Consider the following 17,707-nt stretch of genomic DNA (forward strand, 5'->3'; position numbering starts at 1 on the left):
TCTTACAGGTCGTTGGCGATTTTGACGATGGCATCTGATGACTGCTCCGGATTCAACGCCACCTGTTCGATCGCGTCCAGTCGCCGACGGAAGTTGGCGAGTTGAGTGGAGGAGTGGAAGAAAGCGGCGCCGAGCGGGGAGTCGACCAGGACGGTGTCCAGGTGAGGGCTGGGGCCTACCGCGTACATCACGGAGTCGCCGGCCATAGGGAAGCCGCCCGCCGAGAACGGGATGACCCGGAGTGTGACGTTGTCACGCTCGCCTTCTTCCAGGAGGCGAGTGAGCTGGGCTTTGGCCACCTTGCGCCCGCCCACCTGCATACGCAGCGCGGATTCGTGGATGAGTCCGACGTAGGGGATGCCGGGCTCGTCTGCGATCCGTGCATGCCGCGCCAGCCGATGAGCGATGCGGAGTTCCACCTCAAGGCGGGGCAGGGCCGGGATGAACATGTCGAAGAGGGCGCGCGCGTGGTCTTCGGTCTGGAAGATGCCGGGAAGATGGGCTGTCTGGACTGAGCGCAGGCTCGTGGCGTAGTGCTCCAGTTCCGATGTGTCGAGGAAATCGGGCGGGATCTTGCCCCGGTACTCCTCCCACCAGCCGTTCCGTCGGCCGCCGGTCATGGATGCCAGGGCATCGATGAGTTCCTCGTCGTCGCACTCGTAGATGCTCAGGAGACGACGCAGACGATCCTCACTGATGCCGTACCGACCGGCCTCGATGTTGGAGATGTTGGTGCGGTCGGTGCCCAGCAACTCGGCTGCCCTGGGAGCGGACATGCCTGCGGACTCTCTGAGCCGACGCAGCTCGGCGCCCAGTCGACGCTGACGGATCGTGGGCTGGTGCTTCGGTGCCATTTGCAGCCTCCTTGCTCGCGCACAGTGTGCCGACGCTGGTGGGGCGGGTCCAACCGAATCCAATTATTCACTCGTTCCAGTTCAAAGCATGGCACGGGTTAAGTGGATCGCTCTACATTGTGTAGCGCGTCACTCAAGTTCCCGCCGCCCGCGGAAGCGCACCGGCCCCCTGCCCTCCGGAAGGCAGGATCCCGGCACTGCCACCGCCGGCCGGCAGTTCGCAAACAGGCGCCCCAAAGAACCCGTTCCGCACCACGGAGGTACACCCTCGTGAGCAGCAACGAACCGACCCACCCCCTCAGTCACGACGCCAACTACGGCGACCACCCCGCCCCCCTCCTCTTCACCGCCCCCTGGGTGTACGAACTCACCTCCCCTGCGATCCACGCGGCCCCCGGATCGTCCGGGGCACCCTCCGCGCCGTACTCCACGCACATGGCATCGTTGAACTCGCCGACCGAGCCGAGCTGTTGACCTGCGAACTCGCCACCAACTCCGTGCGGCATACCAAGGGCCCGGTCATCGTCCGGATGCAGTGGCTGTGCCCCGCGCTGCGCGTGAGCGTGTGGGACGCGAGTCCGGATCTGCCTCCGTTCGCGCCGGGCGCGGCGATGCCCGATCCCACCGCTCCCTCCGGACGCGGGCTGCCGATCATCGAGGGTCTCGCCGACCGGTGGGGCGGCTGCGGGTCCGTCGACGGGCCGAACGGCGGGCGGGGCGGCAAGACCATCTGGTTCGAACTCGCTCTCGGGGATGGTTTCCAGCCACCCTCACCCGTGCTCGCGGCCTGATCCGCGCGCACCTCGCCCACGCTCCCCGGCCGCCGATAGAGTTTCGATCACCTGTCCTGTACCGGAGGGCAGGTATCGAGGCCGGTGGCCGGGGAGGGCAGGCGCGTGGCGGAGCAGCCGGAGTACGTCAGGACCGAGCGGCCGCTGATCGAGCAGCTGACGGCGATGGGCTGGACCCATCTCCGGGGCGGCCCGACCGCCGGACCCGCCACCGCGCCGGGCGCCTCGGACCGTACGAGCTTCGAGACCGTCGTGTACGCGGACCGCTTCAAGGCCGCCGTGGCCAGGATCAACCCGAGGCCGTCGGACGGGAAACCCTGGCTGAGCGACGCACAGCTCGACCACCTCCTCGCCCTGGTCCAGGGGACCGCGCCGGGGCAGGGCCCGAAGGAACGCGGTGTCGCCGGGAACCTGGAGGTGACCGACCTCCTGCGCAAGGGCCTCAACGCCCGCACCCTGCCGGGCTGGACGAAGGGCGACCCCGAGCACGTACGGCTCGTCGACTGGGACGGCGAGTTCGGGGAGCGGCCGGACACTCCCGGCGGCGGCAACGACCTGCTCGTCGTCTCCCAGTTCCGCATCGAGCGCAAGGACGCCGCTCCCGTCACGCCCGACCTCGTGCTGTTCGTCAACGGGCTGCCCTGGGTGGTGATCGAGTGCAAGGCGCCCGTGGTGTCCGGCCCTCAGGGAGACGTGCGGGCCGCCCTGGACCACGCCGTCGACCAGGTCCTTCGGTACGCGGGCGTCAACTCCCCGGCCGCCGTGCCGGAATTCGTCCGCTTCGCGCAGGTCCTGGTCGCCACCGACCGCGACCACGCCGAGACCGGCACGGTCACCGCCGAACCCCGGCACTTCGCCCCCTGGCGCACGGTCGCGCCCGTGAGCGAGGACCGCGTACGCGAGGAGGTGCACAAGCCCGCGTCGGCAGCCCTCACCGACCAGGAGATCCTGGTCGCCGGGATGCTGCGCCCTGCCCATCTCCTCGACCTGGTACGGGACTTCACCACCCGGCTCGGCAGCGGTCACCGTACGGTCAAACTGGTCGGCCGCCACCAGCAGTTCAAGGCGGTGAAGGCACTCACGCGGAAGCTGGAGGAGCGGGACCGGAAGGCGGCGGCCGGTGTGGCCGTCAGCCACCGGGGCGGTGTCGTCTGGCACACCCAGGGCTCCGGCAAGAGCCTGACCATGGCGTTCCTGGTCCGGCACCTGCGCAGCCGTCCCGCTCTGAAGTCGCACAAGGTGGTCGTGGTCACCGACCGCCTCGACCTGGAGAAGCAGATCCGGACGAGCCTCGCCGCCACCGAGGAGAAGGTGCACCGCGCCCCGAGCGTCAAGCGGGCCAGGAAGTACCTGGAGGTGGACGTCGGGGACGTCGTCCTCGTCACCCTGCAGAAGGCGCAGCGCGACGACACCGCGTACGACGGCCGGGAGGAGTCACTGCCCGACACCGTCCCCGACGACGACGATGACGAGGACGGTGGCGAGGACGAGGGATACGTACAGAACCGGGTCGCCAATCCCCACCACCATGTCGTCGTCCTCGTCGACGAGGCCCACCGGGGCCACGACAAGTGGCAGCACGCCCGCTGGCGGGCCATGCTCCCGCGCGCCGCCTTCGTCGGCTTCACCGGCACCCCGGTGATCAGCACCAACCGCAAACGCAGCGAGGAGATCTTCGGCTCGTACGCGGACACGTACACCCTGCGCGACGCCGAACTCGACCGGTCCGTCGTGCCCGTCCGCTACGAGGCGTACGCCGTACCGCTCGAAGTCATCGAACAGGCCGCCCTCGACGCCCGGTTCGACGAGAAGGTGCCGACCGATCCGAAGCTGCGGGCCAAGGTGCTGCGCGCGTTCGGCCGCCGCAAGGAGATCCTGGAAGCCCCTTCGGTGATCGAGGCCAAGGCCGAGCACATGCTCGACCACTGGGCCCGCACCGCGTTGCCCGACCGCTTCGGGGCGCAGATCGCCACCGTCTCCCGGCTCGCCGCCGTCCGCTACCACACCGCGCTGCTCGCCGCCCGCGACCGGCTCGTCGCCCGTCTCGACGCGCTCGACCCGGCCCTGATCGCCGACCCCATGGCCGCGCTCGAAGCCGACGACGAGGAGCGGGCGCTCCTCATGCTCCTGCCGGACCGCGAGGTACTGCGCACGCTCGACGCGGCCGTGGTCATCTCCTCGGCCAGGCAGGGCAGCAGCGATCCGGAGGCTTGGCGGCCGTGGATCACCAAGAGCCATCAGGACGCGCACATCGAACGCTTCAAGAAGGGGCTGCCTCCACGCGACATCACGGCCGACCCGGCGTGGAACGTCAGGACGCACGGGCTGCAGCCGTCCGGCGTAGGCACCCCGGCGAGCGGTGGTCAGGTGTGGAACGTCGATCTCGACCTGCCCGCCGACGGCGGACCGCCCGCGCCGCCGGACACGGAGGGCGGCGCGTCACCGGAGACCATGGCCTTCCTGGTGGTCCAGTCGATGCTGCTCACCGGCTTCGACGCACCCGTCGAGCAGGTCCTCTACCTGGACTGCAAGCTGTCCGGCGCGGGACTGCTGCAGGCCGTGGCCCGCACCAACCGGCCCTACCCGGCCAAGGAGTGGGGCCGGGTCGTCGACTACGTCGGCATCGGTCCCGAACTGGCCCGCTCGCTCGCCTCCTACGACCAGGAGCACCTGCGGCACGTCCTCGGCTACCGGAACGTATCCGTGGATCACCTCCAGCCGGACTACGAGGGACCGCAGCCCGACGGCCGCGGCCCGGACCGGGACGGCCTGCTGCTGCGGTCCGACGCCGCCGCCAAGGCCCTCCTGGAAGACCTCGGGGCGAAGGTCACCCGCTTCCTGGCCGGGCAGAAGGTCACCGACCCCGGCGACGAGTCCCAGTGGGAGGACTTCCTCGGCCGGCGCCTCGACGACCCGCTGCGGCGCGGCGAGTTCGACGAACGCGTCCGCGACTTCCTGACCGCGCTCAACGCGGTCCTGCCGGACCCGGAGGCCCTGAAGTACCGGGAGCTGGCCGGCCAGCTGGGCACACTGCAGTACATGGCCAGACGCCGCTACCTCGACGGCCGCGAACAGTTCAGCCCGCGCCGCTACGGGGCCAAGGTGCGCCGGCTCATCTCGCAGCACATCGAGACCACTGGGATCCGACAGCGGATCCCACCCGTCGAACTCACCGACCCGGAGTTCATGGCACGGGTCGACGCGAATACCGACCCCCGGACGCGATGCTCGTACATGACGGGCTCGCTGAAGCTACGCATCACCGCGAAAATCGGCGGCGACCGGGCGGGCTACCAGCGGTTCAGTCTCCGGCTCGAAGAGATCATCGCGCGGATGGAGGACGACTTCGAGCAGGCCGCGGCCGACCTGGCGCGTCTGGTCGGGGACGTGGCCGCGGCGGAGCGGGAGCCGGAGAACGACGACGGCCTCGACTCCCGGACCGAACGACTGGTCCTCGGACTGCTCCAGCAGCACGCCGAAGGCGCCGTGCGCGAACCATGGCCGCCGGAAACCGATCTGATCCGGGCGGCCCGCGGCCTCACCATGGAGATGTCGGTGCTCGTCCGGCGGCCGCAGATACACACGCAGATCGCCGCCCGCAACCGCATGCGCAGTGAACTCTGTGAGCACCTGGAGACCTGGCTCGCCATGGACTGGGACGACATCGGCGACCTCGCGAGCCATCTGACAGAGCTGGCCGTGGAGAGGCACGAGTACTTCCTCGGTTACCAGCCGCGCGACGAGGCGGACGGCGGTGGCACCTGAATCGGTGACCGCCGATGGCGCGAGGCAGAGTGATGTCGTGCCCGGATGGTAGGAAGAACGGGTGAGCACCGTCGTCGAACAGGCCATCGCTGATCTCCCCGTGCCCCGGGGATGGCGGTGGGATGTCGTCGTGCGGCCCCGGCGCCGCACACTCGGCATCGAAATCGCCGAGGACGGCCGTGTGCTCTTCGCGATTCCCGCAGACGCGGATCCCAAGGAGATTGCTGACGCGGTGCGTGGCCGCATGCCGCGTCTCGCCGCCGAGGTCCGCCGCCGTCAGGACCTGCGGGCGGCCGAACCGGTCAAGGACCTGATCGGCGGCGAAGGCTTCGCCTACCTGGGCCGCCGATACCGGCTCAAGCTCACTGCCGACGACGCCGGCAGTCACGCACGACTGCGACAGGGATGGCTGGAGCTGCCCCGATCGCGGTCGGCCGCCGCTGATGCGGGACCCCTTGTGGAGTGGTACAGCAGCCGCGGGGAGCGCTGGCTCGCCGCCCGGCTGCCGCCGCTGGCCTCACTGGCCGGAGTGCGTGACCCGGCCGGCATCGAGGTGCGGGACCTCGGCCGTCGCTGGGGTGTCTGTTCCCCTGAGGGCGCGATCACCGTGCACTGGGCTGTGATACAGCTCCCGGTCGCCCTGGTGGACCTCGTCCTGATCCATGAACTCTGCCACCTCAAGCACCCCGGACACGGAGCGGCTTTCCGAGGGGCCGTCCGGCTCGCCCTACCCGACGCCGACGTGCGCGAACGGCGGTTCGCGCAGGAAGAGCCGCGACTGTGGCGCGGAGCTGTCTCCTCGCCAAGGCACTAGCTGGCGCTCGGGCTTCGATGCGGTCTGCACAGGAAGTGGCGAGCGAATGATCGTAAATGAGGATGACAGATCAGCACCCTGCTGGAGGCTCACTCTCTTCACCAGGTCCTGACACTCGATGCCGGGAGCGTTTGGTTCGCCGTGCTACGAGACGGCAACTTCTACGAATTTAGAACCTCCGCCATCACCCTCGCCGCATGACCAACCCGAACAGCACCGAACACGACACCATGCCCTCGGCGAAGGACACAGAGACACCCCCCCACGCAGGGTCCCGGACTCGACAGGAGGGGAGCGAGACCGGGGGACACCCTGTCGCTGTCCGGATCCACCCCCGGGGGATGGGTCCGGGCAGTGGCCACTGAGGACGAGGACATGCCTGGCACCGCCCCGGCGGGCCGGGCCCGTCCCTACGTCACCGAGACCGGTCAGCCGGTGAAGAAGTCCGCGAGGACCGGGGCCAGCACATCCGGCTCCACCATGTGGGTCTGCCCCTCCAGGACCCGGTACGCGCCCCGGGGCACGGTGTCCGCGATCTCCCGGGCCGCCGCGCGCATCCACTCCGGGCTCGCCCCGCCCGCGACCGCCAGCACGGGCACACCGATCGCGGCGAGCCGGTCCCGGGGGAGCAGGCCGTCGCCCATGACCGTGTCGTCGTGGGCGAGGCTCGGCGCGACCGCCTCCATGCCCGCCCACATCGGGGACTGGCGGGCCCGCTCGATCATCTCCTCGGCGAGGCCCGTCAGCCGCAGGAACAGCTCCACCGCGTCCCCGCGCCGGCCCTCCCCGAGCGCCCGGCCCAGCCGCTCCTTGTAGGCGGCCTCCCGTGCGGCACCGTCCGCCAGGTGGTCGGCGTACGGCACCTCGTACACCGCCGCCCGGCCCACCGGCAGCCCGGCCGCCGCCGCACGCAGCACCAGCGCGCCGCCCGAGGAGACCCCGAACAGCGCCGCCTCGCCGCCGACCGCGTCGATCAGCGCGGCCAGGTCCTCCACCTCGCGGTCGACGGCGTACGGCGCCGTGTCGCCGCTCCCGCCGCGGCCCCGGCGGTCGTAGACGACGGCCGTGCACTGGTCCGCGAGGCGTTCGGCCAGGGGCGCCATGGTGCCGCCGGTGGACATCGCGCCGCTCACCAGGATCACCGTGGGGCCCCGGCCGGTCACCGAGTACGCGAGGGAGGTGCCGTCGCGGGAAGTCGTCTTCTTGTCCATGGCCGTGCAGACTGCCGCACGGCACGGGGCTCACCGGGTCACGACACGTCGGCGTCGTAGAAGCAGTAGTGGTCCCGGATCTCCGCCACGGCGGGCTCGGGGTCGGGATACGCCCAGACGAGGTCGGGGGCGTCCGGCAGCGACCAGTAGGACGCCGTGCCCTTGAAGGGGCAGACGGTGTGCGTCGCGGACGGCGTCAGCAGGTCGAGGCGGACGTCCTCGGCGGGGATGTAGTACCGCACCGGACAGCCCGTCTCGCGCAGCTCCAGGGGTCGGTCGGTCTCCGCGAGCACCCGGCCGTCGCGCTCCACGCGCACGTGCCGCCCGCTGTGGTGGATCGTGATCGTGTGTCCTTCGCTCATATCCGGTCAGCGCCGCACGGGCCGCGCTTCTTCCCGGCGCGGGCACCGTACGGTGGAAGCCATGAACATCTGCGTCTTCCTCTCCGCCGCCGACCTCGACGAGCGTTACACGCGCCCCGCGCGCGAGTTCGCGGAACTGCTCGGCAAGGGCGGTCACACCCTGGTCTGGGGCGGCTCCGACAGCGGTCTGATGAAAGTGGTCGCCGACGGCGCGCACGAGACGGGCGGCAGGCTCGTGGGGGTCTCCGTGGAGTTCCTGGCGAACAAGGCGCGGCCCGGTGCCGACGAGATGATCATCGCGGCGGACCTCGCCGAGCGGAAGAGGCTGCTGCTGGAGAAGGCCGACGCCGTGGTGATCATGGTGGGCGGCACCGGCACGCTGGACGAGGCCACCGAGATCCTGGAACTGAAGAAGCACGGCCGCACCGACAAGCCGGTGGTACTGCTGAACACGGCGGGCTTCTACGACGGCCTGGAGCAGCAGTTCCGCCGGATGGAGGCGGAGGGCTTCCTGCCGCGTCCGCTGGCGGAGCTGGTCTTCTTCGCCGACGAGCCGGCCGGGGCGCTGGCCCACCTGGAGGAGCGGCTCGGCCGCCGCTGATGCGAGCATGGCGGACATGGCAACTCATGTGATCACCGGTGCCGGATCGGGTATCGGCGCGGCCGTGGCCCGCCGGCTGCACGCGCGCGGGGACGACCTCGTACTGCACGCGCGCGACGCGGGCCGCGCCAGGGAACTGGCGGCCCGGTTCCCCGGCGCCCGCACACTGGTCGGCGACCTCGCGGACCCGGACAGGCTGTCCTGGGCGTTCTCCCACCAGACGCTGCCGGACCGGGTGGACTCGCTGCTGCACGTCGCCGGGGTGGTCGACCTCGGTGACGTCGGCGACCTGACCCCGAAGTCCTGGCACCACCAGCTCAACGTCAACCTGATCGCCCCGGCCGAGCTGACCCGGCACTTCCTGCCCCAGCTCCGCGCCGCCCGCGGCCACGTGGTCTTCGTCAACTCCGGCTCCGGCCTCAACGCCCACGCCGGCTGGTCCGCGTACGCCGCCTCCAAGCACGGGCTGAAGGCCCTCGCCGACGCCCTGCGCCAGGAGGAGCACGCGGCGGGCGTCCGGGTCACCTCGGTCTACCCCGGCCGCACCGCCAGCCCCATGCAGGCCAAGGTGCACCAGCAGGAGGGCAAGGACTACGACGCGTCGAAGTGGATCGACCCGGAGTCGGTCGCCACGACGATCCTGACGGCCCTGGACCTGCCGGCGGACGCGGAGATCAACGACCTGACGGTGCGTCCCGGGCGGTGACCGGGAGGGCCGGCCGCACACCCCGCGCCCGGCCGGCGGCGGCCCGGCCGCACACCCTCCGGCGCCGGTCCGGGGCCGACCGGCCGTGAACCGGGCGGCCGGTGTTACGTACCCTGCCGGGGTGAGCGAAAAAAGCCAGTTCAGGTTCCCGGGAGCCACCGGTGTCGGTTCCCTGCCCGGCGGTGACGCGCGGGAGGCCGCCAAGACCGTCACCGGCACCTTCGAGGACTTCCCCTTCCTCGCGGAACTGCCCGCGCGCGGGCCCGGCGCCGACATGATCGGCCGTACCGCGGGGATGCTGGTCGAGCTGTACGCGCGCGTGGAGCCCAGCGGCTGGCGGCTCGGCGACCGGCCGGGCCGGGACACCAAGCGGGCCCGGTCCTGGCTCGGCGAGGACCTGGACGCCCTGGAGGAGTTCACCCAGGGCTACGAGGGCGACCTCAAGGTGCAGGCCGTCGGGCCGTGGACGCTGGCCGCCGCCCTGGAGCTGAGGAACGGCGAGGCCGCCCTGGCGGACCCCGGCGCCTGCCGGGACCTCGCCGGCTCGCTCGCCGAGGGGCTGCGGCTGCACCTCGCCGAGGTGCGCCGCCGGGTCCCGGGCGCCCGCACCGTCCTCCAGCTCGACGAGCCCTCCCTCACCGCGGTCCTGCGCGGCCAGGTCCGTACGGCGAGCGGCTACCGCACCCACCGCTCCGTGGACCGGCAGCTGGTGGAGGCGACGCTGCGGGACGTCGTCGGGGTGAACGACGGCGGGCCCGTGGTCGTGCACTCCTGCGCCCCGGACGTGCCGTTCGCGCTGCTGCGGCGGGCCGGCGCGGCGGCCGTCTCCTTCGACTTCTCGCTTCTCACCGAGCGTGACGACGAGGCGATCGGCGAGGCCGTCGAGGGCGGCCTGCGGCTGTTCACCGGTGTCGTGCCGGGCACGGACGGCCCGTTGTCGGACCCTGCCGGTAGCGTCATGGGTGTCAGGACGTTGTGGCGCAGGCTGGGGCTGCATCCGGGGTTGCTCGCGGAGGCGGTCACGGTGACCCCGGCGTGCGGTCTGGCGGGCGCCTCGCCCGCCTGGGCACGCCAGGCGCTCGCCCACTGCGTCCGGGCGGCGAGATCCCTCGCGGACAACCCAGAGTAACGGGAGGACAACACGGTGGCCGGCGACAAGCAGGCGGAGACGACGGCGGTGCCCGCCGAGGCCCGCGACCAGCACGCGCAGCTGTCGGAGCAGGTCGAGGAGCACCGCTTCCGGTACTACGTGAAGGACGCTCCCGTCATCAGCGACGCGGAGTTCGACCGGCTCCTGAAGTCCCTGGAGGCGCTGGAGGACCGGTATCCGGAGCTGCGCACCCCGGACTCGCCCACCCAGAAGGTCGCCGGGTCCTACGCGACGGAGTTCACCGAGGTCGGGCACCGCCAGCCGATGCTCTCGCTCGACAACACCTTCAACGACGACGCGCTGGCCGCCTGGGCCGACCGGATCGCGCGGGAACTCGGCGAGCAGGAGTACCACTTCCTGTGCGAGCTGAAGGTGGACGGCCTGGCCGTCAACCTCACCTACGAGAAGGGCCGCCTCATCCGGGCGGCCACCCGCGGCGACGGCCTCAGCGGCGAGGACATCACGCCGAACGTCCGCACCATCGCGGAGATCCCGGACCGCCTCGCGGGCGACGAGGTGCCGGACCTGGTGGAGATCCGCGGCGAGGTGTACTTCCCGATGGAGAAGTTCCTCAAGCTGAACGAACGTCTGGTCGCGGCCGGCGACAAGCCCTTCGCCAACCCCCGCAACGCCGCCGCCGGTTCGCTGCGCCAGAAGGACCCGAGGGTCACCGCCACCCGCCCGCTGCACATGGTCGTCCACGGCATCGGCGCCCTGGAGGGCTTCGCCGGCCTGACCCGGCTCTCCCAGGCGTACGACCTGCTGAAGACCTGGGGCCTGCCCACCTCCCGGCACAACCGCGTGGTCGACGGCCTCGGCGGGGTGCGGGAGTTCATCGCGTACTACGGCGAGAACCGCCACTCCGTCGAGTTCGAGATCGACGGTGCCGTGATCAAGCTGGACGAGCTGCGCCTCCAGGGCCGGCTCGGCTCCACCGCGCGCGCTCCCCGCTGGGCCATCGCCTACAAGTACGCGCCGGAAGAGGTCAACACCAAGCTCGTCGACATCAAGGTGGGTGTCGGACGCACCGGCCGCGTCACCCCGTACGCCCAGGTCGAGCCGGTCAAGGTCGCGGGCAGCGAGGTGGAGTTCGCCACCCTGCACAACCAGGAGGTCGTCAAGGCCAAGGGCGTGCTCATCGGGGACACCGTGGTGCTCCGCAAGGCCGGTGACGTCATTCCCGAGATCCTCGGCCCGGTCGCCGACCTGCGGGACGGCAGCGAGCGGCCGTTCGTGATGCCGGCCGAGTGCCCCGAGTGCGGTACGGCGCTGCGGCCCATGAAGGAGGGCGACATCGACCTCCGCTGCCCCAACGCCCGCACCTGCCCGGCCCAGTTGAGGGGTCGCGTCGCGTACCTGGCGGGTCGTCAGTGCCTGGACATCGAGCACTTCGGCGACGTGGTCGCCGCCGCGCTCACCCAGCCGCTGGAACCGGCCGACCCGCCGCTGGTGGACGAGGGCGACCTGTTCGACCTGACGGTGGAGAAGCTGCTGCCCATCAAGGCCCATGTCCTCGACCCGGACAGCGGTCTGCCCAAGCGGGACCCCAAGACCGGCGAGGAGAAGGTCGTCACGGTCTTCGCCAACCAGAAGGGCGAGCCGAAGAAGAACACCCTCGCCCTGCTGGCCAACATCGAGGCGGCCAAGTCCCGCCCGCTCGCCCGCTTCCTGAACGGGCTGTCGATCCGGCACGTGGGCCCGGTGGCCGCGCAGGCACTGGCGCGCGAGTTCCGCTCCCTGGAGCGCATCGAGCGGGCGACCGAGGAGGAGCTGGCCGCCACCGACGGCGTCGGCCCGATCATCGCCGCCGCGCTCAAGCAGTGGTTCGCCGAGGACTGGCACCGCGAGATCGTCCGCAAGTGGAAGGCCGCGGGCGTCCCGCTGGAGGACGAGGCGTCCGGCGAGGACGAGGGGCCGCGTCCGCTGGAGGGGCTCACCGTCGTGGTCACCGGCACCCTGGAGAACTTCACCCGGGACGGCGCCAAGGAGGCGTTGCAGAGCCGGGGCGCGAAGGTGACCGGTTCCGTCTCGAAGAAGACCTCGTTCGTCGTCGTGGGCGACAACCCCGGATCGAAGTACGACAAGGCCGTGCAGGCGAAGGTTCCCGTCCTGGACGAGGAAGGTTTCGCCGTCCTTCTGGAGCAGGGTCCCGAAGCGGCGGCCGAAGTCGCGCTTTCGGCCGAGGAGTAGCGGTTGAAGGCCACTCGTTCGGCGCATATCAGTTGCATACGGGTGGCCCGGGCGCATTCGGGCAACCGTCGGAGACCGCTGCCCGTGGAAGCCTTCCGCGGCCTACTGTTGAGGTGTGCGCCTGCCGTGCCCAGCTGCGGCTGGGGCGCCTCCGTGCCCTCCTCAGGTCCGGGGAAGGTCTCTTCGACGCGGAGCTGCTGATGGTTGTCGGGCATCGGGCCGCGTGGCGTGGGCACCGCCGGCTGTGAGAGGGACGGGAATGGAACCGACCGAGAGCGCCGCCCCGGACTCACGGCTGCGCCTGCGCCGCCGAGCGGGCGCCTGGCGCGGGCACCGGTGGACGACCGGGTGGGCCGAGGTGCGTACGGGCGTGCGGACACGCCCCGCCGGACCGGCCGCCGTCGAAGCCGCTTCCGTCCTGCCGTCGGGCGTCGAAGGCGCCCCCGGCCCGGCAGGCGCCGACACCGAGCGGCACCCGGCCTGGCCGGCGCTGCCCGCGGCCGTCGTCGCCGCCGCGGCACTCGCCCTGGGCGCCGGCTTCCACCGCGCCTACACCGGCCACCACGCCCTCTTCCCCTGCGGCACGGTCGGCTGGGCGCTGGCCCTGCTCACCGGCGTCATCGTCGGCCACCTCGTCATGCTGGGCCGGGCCCGCTGGTGGGGCGGCACCGGATCGGGCGCCGCCCTGACCCTCGCCGTCCTGCTGCTGTACGGCTGGCTGCCCGCCGGCCTGGTCAGCCTCACCGTCGTCGTCCTGGTCTGCGTCGCCCGCCGGCACCGCTGGCGGCAGGGCGTGCAGCACGGCGCGGTGGACATCCTCGGCATCGGCGTCGGCGCCCTGCTGCTCGGCGCGTTCGGCCGGGTCCCCAGCGTCGAGGAGCCCTGGCGGCCGGAGAGCTGGACCGTCGCCACCGTCCCCGAGGTCGTCCTGGTCGCGGTCGCCTACCTGGCCGTCAGCCGCGGCCTGCTGTGGTACCTGTACGCCCCGCGCGACGGCGGGATGCCCGCCGTCGCCCGCACCACCCTGGTCAGACAGGGCCTGGTCGCCGTCGCACTGCTCGGCATCGCGCCCCTGCTGTGCGTCGTCGCCGTAGCCCAGCCGGTCCTGCTGCCGCTCTTCGCGATCCCGCTGATCGCCCTGGACTCCACGCTCTGGATGGCCCGCGCCCGCGCCGAGGAGCAGCTGCGCGACCCGCTGACCGGGCTGCCCAACCGGCAGTGGCTGCTGGACCGGATCTGGACCGCCCTGGACGACGCCGAGCGCATCGGCGCCCGCTCCGCGCTGATGCTGATCGACCTCGACCGCTTCCGGTCGGTGAACGACACCCTCGGGCACCTCGCCGGCGACCGGCTGCTGCTCCAGATAGCCGACCGGCTGCGGCTCGCCCTGCCGCGCGGCGCCGAGGCCGCCCGGCTCGGCGGCGACGAGTTCGCCGTCTTACTCCCCGTCGCCGACTCCACCACGTCGGCCACGCGCGTCGCCCGCGGCCTCGTCACCGACCTCAGCTCCCCGCTCGACCTGGACGGGCTGACCCTCGTCCTGGAGGCCAGCGCCGGCGTCGCCGTCTTCCCCGACCACGCCCTCGACGCCGAGGGACTGCTGCGCCGCGCCGACGTCGCGATGTACCAGGCGAAGCGGGACCGCACCGGCGTCGAGGTCTACGAGTCCAAGCGGGACTCCAACACCCCGGACCGCCTCGGCCTCCTGGGCGACCTGCGCCGGGCGCTGGACGCGCACGAGGTGCACCTCCACTACCAGCCCAAGGTCCGCTTCGACGGACAGGTCGCCGGCCTGGAGGCGCTGGTCCGCTGGGTGCACCCCGAGCGCGGCAAGGTGCCGCCGGACGAGTTCATAGCCATAGCCGAGTCCTCGGGGCTGATGCCCCACCTCACCGAGTACGTGCTGGACACCGCGCTCGGCCAGGTCGCCAAGTGGCGGGCGCAGGGCCTCAGGGTCCCGGTCGCCGTCAACGTCTCCCCGCGCGACGTGCACACGCCCGGCTTCGCCGGCTCCGTCGCCGCCCGGCTCGCCCGGCACGGCGTCCCGGCCCAGGCGCTCCAGCTGGAGATCACGGAGCACGTGCTGCTGGAGGACCCGCAGCGGGCCGCCGACACCCTCGCCGGGCTCACCGGCCACGGCGTCAAGATGTCCCTCGACGACTTCGGCACCGGGTACTCCTCCCTGGTCCACCTGCGGCGGCTGCCGGTCAGCGAGCTGAAGATCGACCGCTCCTTCGTGGCCCGGCTGGCGGTCGACGCCGAGGACGCCGAGATCGTCCGCTGCACCGTCGACCTCGCCCACTCCCTGGGCCTCCTCGTCGTCGCCGAGGGCGTCGAGGACGACGAGACCTGGGAGCGGCTGCGCGACCTGGGCTGCGACGCCGTACAGGGCTGGCTGGTGGCCGCGGCGATGCCGCCGGACGAGACGACCGCCTGGCTGCTGGCGCGCGGCTCCCGCGGCTGGCAGCGGCCGCGCGCCGCGCTGCCCGCCGAATAGCCCGCCCGCGTCCCCGGGCCGGGACGCCATCGGATTCCTTGCCCTGTCCCGAGGGGCGTCAGCGCCGACCGAACGCGCGGGCGGCCGTAGCGTGGTCCCATAGCCGACCGCCACGGCAGGGAGCCCCGCGCCATGTCACTGTTCGTCCCGGAGTTCGACGACACCGTGCTCGTCCGCGACGCGGAGGCCGAGCTGCTCGGCGGGACCCCGGTCGGGGTCAGACTGCTGGCCGACAGCAGCGCCGGCGGCGGCGCGCTGTCCACCGTACGGGTCACCCTCGCCGAGGGCGCCGACGGCGCCCGCCCGCATGTGCACCACCGTTCGGCCGAGATGTTCTACCTGCTCGACGGCGCGGTCGAGATCCTCTCCGGGGACGACGTCGTCACCGCCGGCCGCGGCGACCTGGTCATCGTCCCGCCGGACCGGCCGCACGCCTTCGCCGCCGTCCCCGGCTCCACCGCCGACCTGCTCGTCGTCATCGCCCCGGGCGTCGAACGCTTCGACTACTTCCGCCACCTCCAGCGCGTCCGCCTCGGCGAGGCCACCCCGGAGAGCCTGCTGGAGGTCCAGGAGCGGTACGACAACCACTTCCTGCCGAGCCCGGTCTGGGACGGCCGGCACCGCTGAGGACGGGGGTCGCGGCAAACCGTTTCACGGGCACCGGGCCCCGCCCCATAGGATTGAGCCCAAACCACACACACTCACCCCAGAGGAACGCTGCATGCCTGGCATCACGCGCGAGGAGGTCGCCCACCTCGCCCGGCTGGCGCGTCTGGAGCTGAAGCCCGAAGAACTCGAACACTTCGCGGGTCAGCTGGACGACATCATCGGCGCGGTCGCCCGCGTCAGCGAGGTCGCCGACCAAGACGTACCGCCGACCTCGCACCCGCTCCCGCTGACCAACGTCATGCGGCCGGACGAGGTCCGTCCCTCGCTCACCCCCGAGCAGGCGCTCTCCGGCGCCCCGGCCCAGGAGCAGCAGCGTTTCAAGGTGCCGCAGATCCTGGGGGAGGAGTGACCATGACGGACAGCAACATCATCAAGCTCACGGCCGCGCGGATCGCCGAGAAGATCGCCTCCGGCGAGCTGACGGCCGTCGAGGTCACCGAGGCCCACCTCGCCCGCATCGAGGCCGTGGACGAGAAGGTCCACGCCTTCCTGCACGTCGACCGCGAGGGCGCCCTCGCCCAGGCCCGTGCCGTGGACGAGAAGCGGGCCCGCGGCGAGAAGCTCGGCCCGCTGGCCGGCGTCCCGCTCGCGCTCAAGGACATCTTCACCACCGAGGGCGTGCCCACGACCGTCGGCTCGAAGATCCTGGAGGGCTGGATCCCGCCGTACGACGCGACGCTCACCAAGCGGCTCAAGGCCGCCGACGTCGTCATCCTCGGCAAGACCAACATGGACGAGTTCGCCATGGGGTCCTCCACCGAGAACAGCGCCTACGGCCCGACCGGCAACCCGTGGGACCTCACCAGGATCCCCGGCGGCTCCGGCGGCGGTTCCTCCGCCGCGCTCGCCTCCTACGAGGCCCCGCTCGCCATCGGCACCGACACCGGCGGCTCCATCCGCCAGCCGGCCGCCGTCACCGGCACGGTCGGTGTGAAGCCGACGTACGGCGCGGTGTCGCGCTTCGGCATGGTCGCCTTCTCCTCCTCCCTCGACCAGGGCGGCCCCTGCGCCCGTACGGTCCTGGACGCGGCCCTGCTGCACGAGGTGATCGCCGGCCACGACCCGCTGGACTCCACCTCCATCGACGCGCCGGTCCCGCCGGTGGTCGAGGCCGCCCGCAACGGCTCGGTCGCCGGCATGCGCGTCGGCGTGGTCAAGCAGTTCCGCGGCGAGGGCTACCAGGCCGGTGTCCTCCAGCGCTTCGACGAGTCGGTCGAGCTGCTGAAGGAGCTGGGCGCCGAGATCGTCGAGCTGGACTGCCCGTCCTTCGACCTCGCCCTGTCGGCGTACTACCTGATCGCGCCGTCCGAGTGCTCCTCCAACCTGGCCCGCTTCGACGGCCTGCGCTACGGCCTGCGCGCAGGGGACGACGGCAGCCACTCGGCCGAGGAGGTCACCTCGCTCACCCGTGAGGCGGGCTTCGGCGCCGAGGTGAAGCGGCGCGTCATGCTCGGCACGTACGCCCTGTCGAGCGGCTACTACGACGCGTACTACGGCTCCGCCCAGAAGGTCCGCACGCTCATCACGCGGGACTTCGAGAAGGCCTTCGAGCAGGTCGACGTGATCGTCTCCCCGACGACCCCGACCACCGCCTTCCCGATCGGCGAGCGCGCCGACGACCCGATGGCGATGTACCTCGCGGACCTGTGCACCATCCCGACCAACCTGGCGGGCAACGCGGCCATGTCCCTGCCCTGCGGCCTCGCCCCGGAGGACAACCTCCCGGTGGGTCTCCAGATCATCGCCCCGGCGCTGGCGGACGACCGGCTGTACAAGGTGGGCGCCGCCGTCGAGGCCGCCTTCGTGGAAAAGTGGGGTCACCCGCTGCTGGAGGAGGCACCGTCGCTGTGAGCGCACTGTCCAAGGCCAAGGGCTTCAAGAAGTCCAAGTCCGGTACGTACCTGTCCATGGCCGCCACCGCGTTCGGCGCGGTCGGCGCCGCCAAGCAGATCAAGAAGGCCCGCGCCGAGAACGACACGCTGCGGCTCGTCGACGCGGTCGTCACCGCCGCCGGCATCGTCACCGGCCTCGCCATCCTCTACCGCGAGCTGAAGCGGCTGGGCGACGACGACGTCCTGCTGGGCTGAGAGGGAAGTT

Annotated in this window: 16 protein-coding genes; 13 read left to right on the forward strand and 3 right to left on the reverse strand. The window is 71.7% G+C overall.

Annotated features, from left to right (window positions below; genetic code table 11):
• Positions 1-2 precede the first annotated feature (2 nt).
• Entirely contained in the window at positions 3-854 is an 852-nt protein-coding gene (locus tag IF37_RS0114730; RefSeq protein ID WP_030741909.1) for a helix-turn-helix transcriptional regulator, read from the reverse strand.
• A 270-nt stretch (positions 855-1,124) separates the two neighbouring features.
• On the opposite strand from IF37_RS0114730, the gene IF37_RS45760 reads away from it, so the two are divergent.
• The 4 genes from IF37_RS45760 (at position 1,125) to IF37_RS0114745 (ending at position 6,224) form a co-directional block, all read left to right on the forward strand.
• A complete protein-coding gene (locus IF37_RS45760; protein ID WP_253915766.1) occupies positions 1,125-1,328 on the forward strand; it encodes a hypothetical protein in 204 nt (67 codons plus the stop codon).
• Positions 1,295-1,645: an ATP-binding protein gene (locus IF37_RS39375; protein WP_253915767.1), complete on the forward strand. Its 351-nt coding sequence runs from the start codon at positions 1,295-1,297 to the stop codon at positions 1,643-1,645. Before IF37_RS45760 ends, IF37_RS39375 begins: the two co-directional genes overlap by 34 nt.
• Positions 1,646-1,750: 105 nt before the next feature.
• Positions 1,751-5,410 (forward strand): type I restriction endonuclease subunit R, encoded by a 3,660-nt coding sequence (locus tag IF37_RS0114740; RefSeq protein WP_030741911.1) that lies wholly within the window; start codon positions 1,751-1,753, stop codon positions 5,408-5,410.
• A 61-nt stretch (positions 5,411-5,471) separates the two neighbouring features.
• Positions 5,472-6,224 (forward strand): M48 family metallopeptidase, encoded by a 753-nt coding sequence (locus tag IF37_RS0114745; RefSeq protein ID WP_030741914.1) that lies wholly within the window; start codon positions 5,472-5,474, stop codon positions 6,222-6,224.
• Positions 6,225-6,652: 428 nt separating this feature from the next.
• On the opposite strand, the gene IF37_RS0114750 is transcribed toward IF37_RS0114745, so the two are convergent.
• Together IF37_RS0114750 and IF37_RS0114755 are read right to left on the reverse strand one after the other, a co-directional pair.
• Positions 6,653-7,435 carry an alpha/beta fold hydrolase gene (locus tag IF37_RS0114750; RefSeq protein WP_030741916.1) on the reverse strand — a complete coding sequence of 261 codons (783 nt, stop codon included), beginning with the start codon at positions 7,433-7,435 and terminating at the stop codon, positions 6,653-6,655.
• Positions 7,436-7,473: 38 nt separating this feature from the next.
• A complete protein-coding gene (locus tag IF37_RS0114755) occupies positions 7,474-7,797 on the reverse strand; it encodes a DUF427 domain-containing protein (protein WP_030741918.1) in 324 nt (107 codons plus the stop codon).
• Positions 7,798-7,858: 61 nt separating this feature from the next.
• Between IF37_RS0114755 and IF37_RS0114760 the strand changes: the two genes are divergently transcribed.
• The 9 genes from IF37_RS0114760 to IF37_RS0114805 all read left to right on the forward strand — a co-directional run bounded on the left by IF37_RS0114760 (position 7,859) and on the right by IF37_RS0114805 (position 17,697).
• Positions 7,859-8,398 carry a TIGR00730 family Rossman fold protein gene (locus IF37_RS0114760; protein WP_030741920.1) on the forward strand — a complete coding sequence of 180 codons (540 nt, stop codon included), beginning with the start codon at positions 7,859-7,861 and terminating at the stop codon, positions 8,396-8,398.
• 7 nt (positions 8,399-8,405) lie between these two features.
• On the forward strand, positions 8,406-9,104 hold the full coding sequence (locus IF37_RS0114765) for an SDR family oxidoreductase (RefSeq protein ID WP_030741922.1): 699 nt from the start codon (positions 8,406-8,408) through the stop codon (positions 9,102-9,104).
• A 121-nt stretch (positions 9,105-9,225) separates the two neighbouring features.
• A complete protein-coding gene (locus tag IF37_RS0114770) occupies positions 9,226-10,233 on the forward strand; it encodes a methionine synthase (RefSeq protein ID WP_030741924.1) in 1,008 nt (335 codons plus the stop codon).
• Positions 10,234-10,248: 15 nt separating this feature from the next.
• Positions 10,249-12,444, forward strand: a complete 2,196-nt coding sequence (gene ligA / locus IF37_RS0114775; protein WP_030741926.1) for an NAD-dependent DNA ligase LigA — start codon at positions 10,249-10,251, stop codon at positions 12,442-12,444.
• Positions 12,445-12,703: 259 nt separating this feature from the next.
• Positions 12,704-14,941: a bifunctional diguanylate cyclase/phosphodiesterase gene (locus IF37_RS0114785; protein ID WP_030741929.1), complete on the forward strand. Its 2,238-nt coding sequence runs from the start codon at positions 12,704-12,706 to the stop codon at positions 14,939-14,941.
• A 132-nt stretch (positions 14,942-15,073) separates the two neighbouring features.
• Complete coding sequence (locus IF37_RS0114790) at positions 15,074-15,568, forward strand: cupin domain-containing protein (RefSeq protein WP_030741931.1); 495 nt, start codon at positions 15,074-15,076, stop codon at positions 15,566-15,568.
• 94 nt (positions 15,569-15,662) lie between these two features.
• Positions 15,663-15,959 carry an Asp-tRNA(Asn)/Glu-tRNA(Gln) amidotransferase subunit GatC gene (gatC, locus tag IF37_RS0114795; protein ID WP_003973500.1) on the forward strand — a complete coding sequence of 99 codons (297 nt, stop codon included), beginning with the start codon at positions 15,663-15,665 and terminating at the stop codon, positions 15,957-15,959.
• The gene (gatA, locus tag IF37_RS0114800; protein WP_173456818.1) at positions 15,956-17,461 is read left to right on the forward strand and encodes an Asp-tRNA(Asn)/Glu-tRNA(Gln) amidotransferase subunit GatA; all 1,506 of its coding nucleotides are present in this window, start codon (positions 15,956-15,958) and stop codon (positions 17,459-17,461) included. The genes gatC and gatA overlap by 4 nt, the downstream gene beginning before the upstream one ends.
• Positions 17,458-17,697, forward strand: a complete 240-nt coding sequence (locus tag IF37_RS0114805) for a hypothetical protein (protein WP_030741937.1) — start codon at positions 17,458-17,460, stop codon at positions 17,695-17,697. Before gatA ends, IF37_RS0114805 begins: the two co-directional genes overlap by 4 nt.
• Positions 17,698-17,707: the final 10 nt, after the last annotated feature.

Origin of the sequence: Streptomyces sp. NRRL S-31 (assembly GCF_000718775.1) — a bacterium.
Classification (GTDB): Bacteria; Actinomycetota; Actinomycetes; order Streptomycetales; family Streptomycetaceae; genus Streptomyces.

What these genes read in the sequence shown, in the direction of transcription:
- IF37_RS0114785 (WP_030741929.1), top strand. Translation starts at nt 12,704, where the DNA reads ATGGAACCGACCGAGAGCGCCGCCCCGGACTCACGGCTGCGCCTGCGC.
- IF37_RS0114730 (WP_030741909.1), bottom strand. Translation starts at nt 854, where the DNA reads ATGGCACCGAAGCACCAGCCCACGATCCGTCAGCGTCGACTGGGCGCC.
- IF37_RS0114750 (WP_030741916.1), bottom strand. Translation starts at nt 7,435, where the DNA reads ATGGACAAGAAGACGACTTCCCGCGACGGCACCTCCCTCGCGTACTCG.
- IF37_RS0114760 (WP_030741920.1), top strand. Translation starts at nt 7,859, where the DNA reads ATGAACATCTGCGTCTTCCTCTCCGCCGCCGACCTCGACGAGCGTTAC.
- IF37_RS0114790 (WP_030741931.1), top strand. Translation starts at nt 15,074, where the DNA reads ATGTCACTGTTCGTCCCGGAGTTCGACGACACCGTGCTCGTCCGCGAC.
- IF37_RS0114755 (WP_030741918.1), bottom strand. Translation starts at nt 7,797, where the DNA reads ATGAGCGAAGGACACACGATCACGATCCACCACAGCGGGCGGCACGTG.
- IF37_RS0114765 (WP_030741922.1), top strand. Translation starts at nt 8,406, where the DNA reads ATGGCGGACATGGCAACTCATGTGATCACCGGTGCCGGATCGGGTATC.
- gatC (WP_003973500.1), top strand. Translation starts at nt 15,663, where the DNA reads ATGCCTGGCATCACGCGCGAGGAGGTCGCCCACCTCGCCCGGCTGGCG.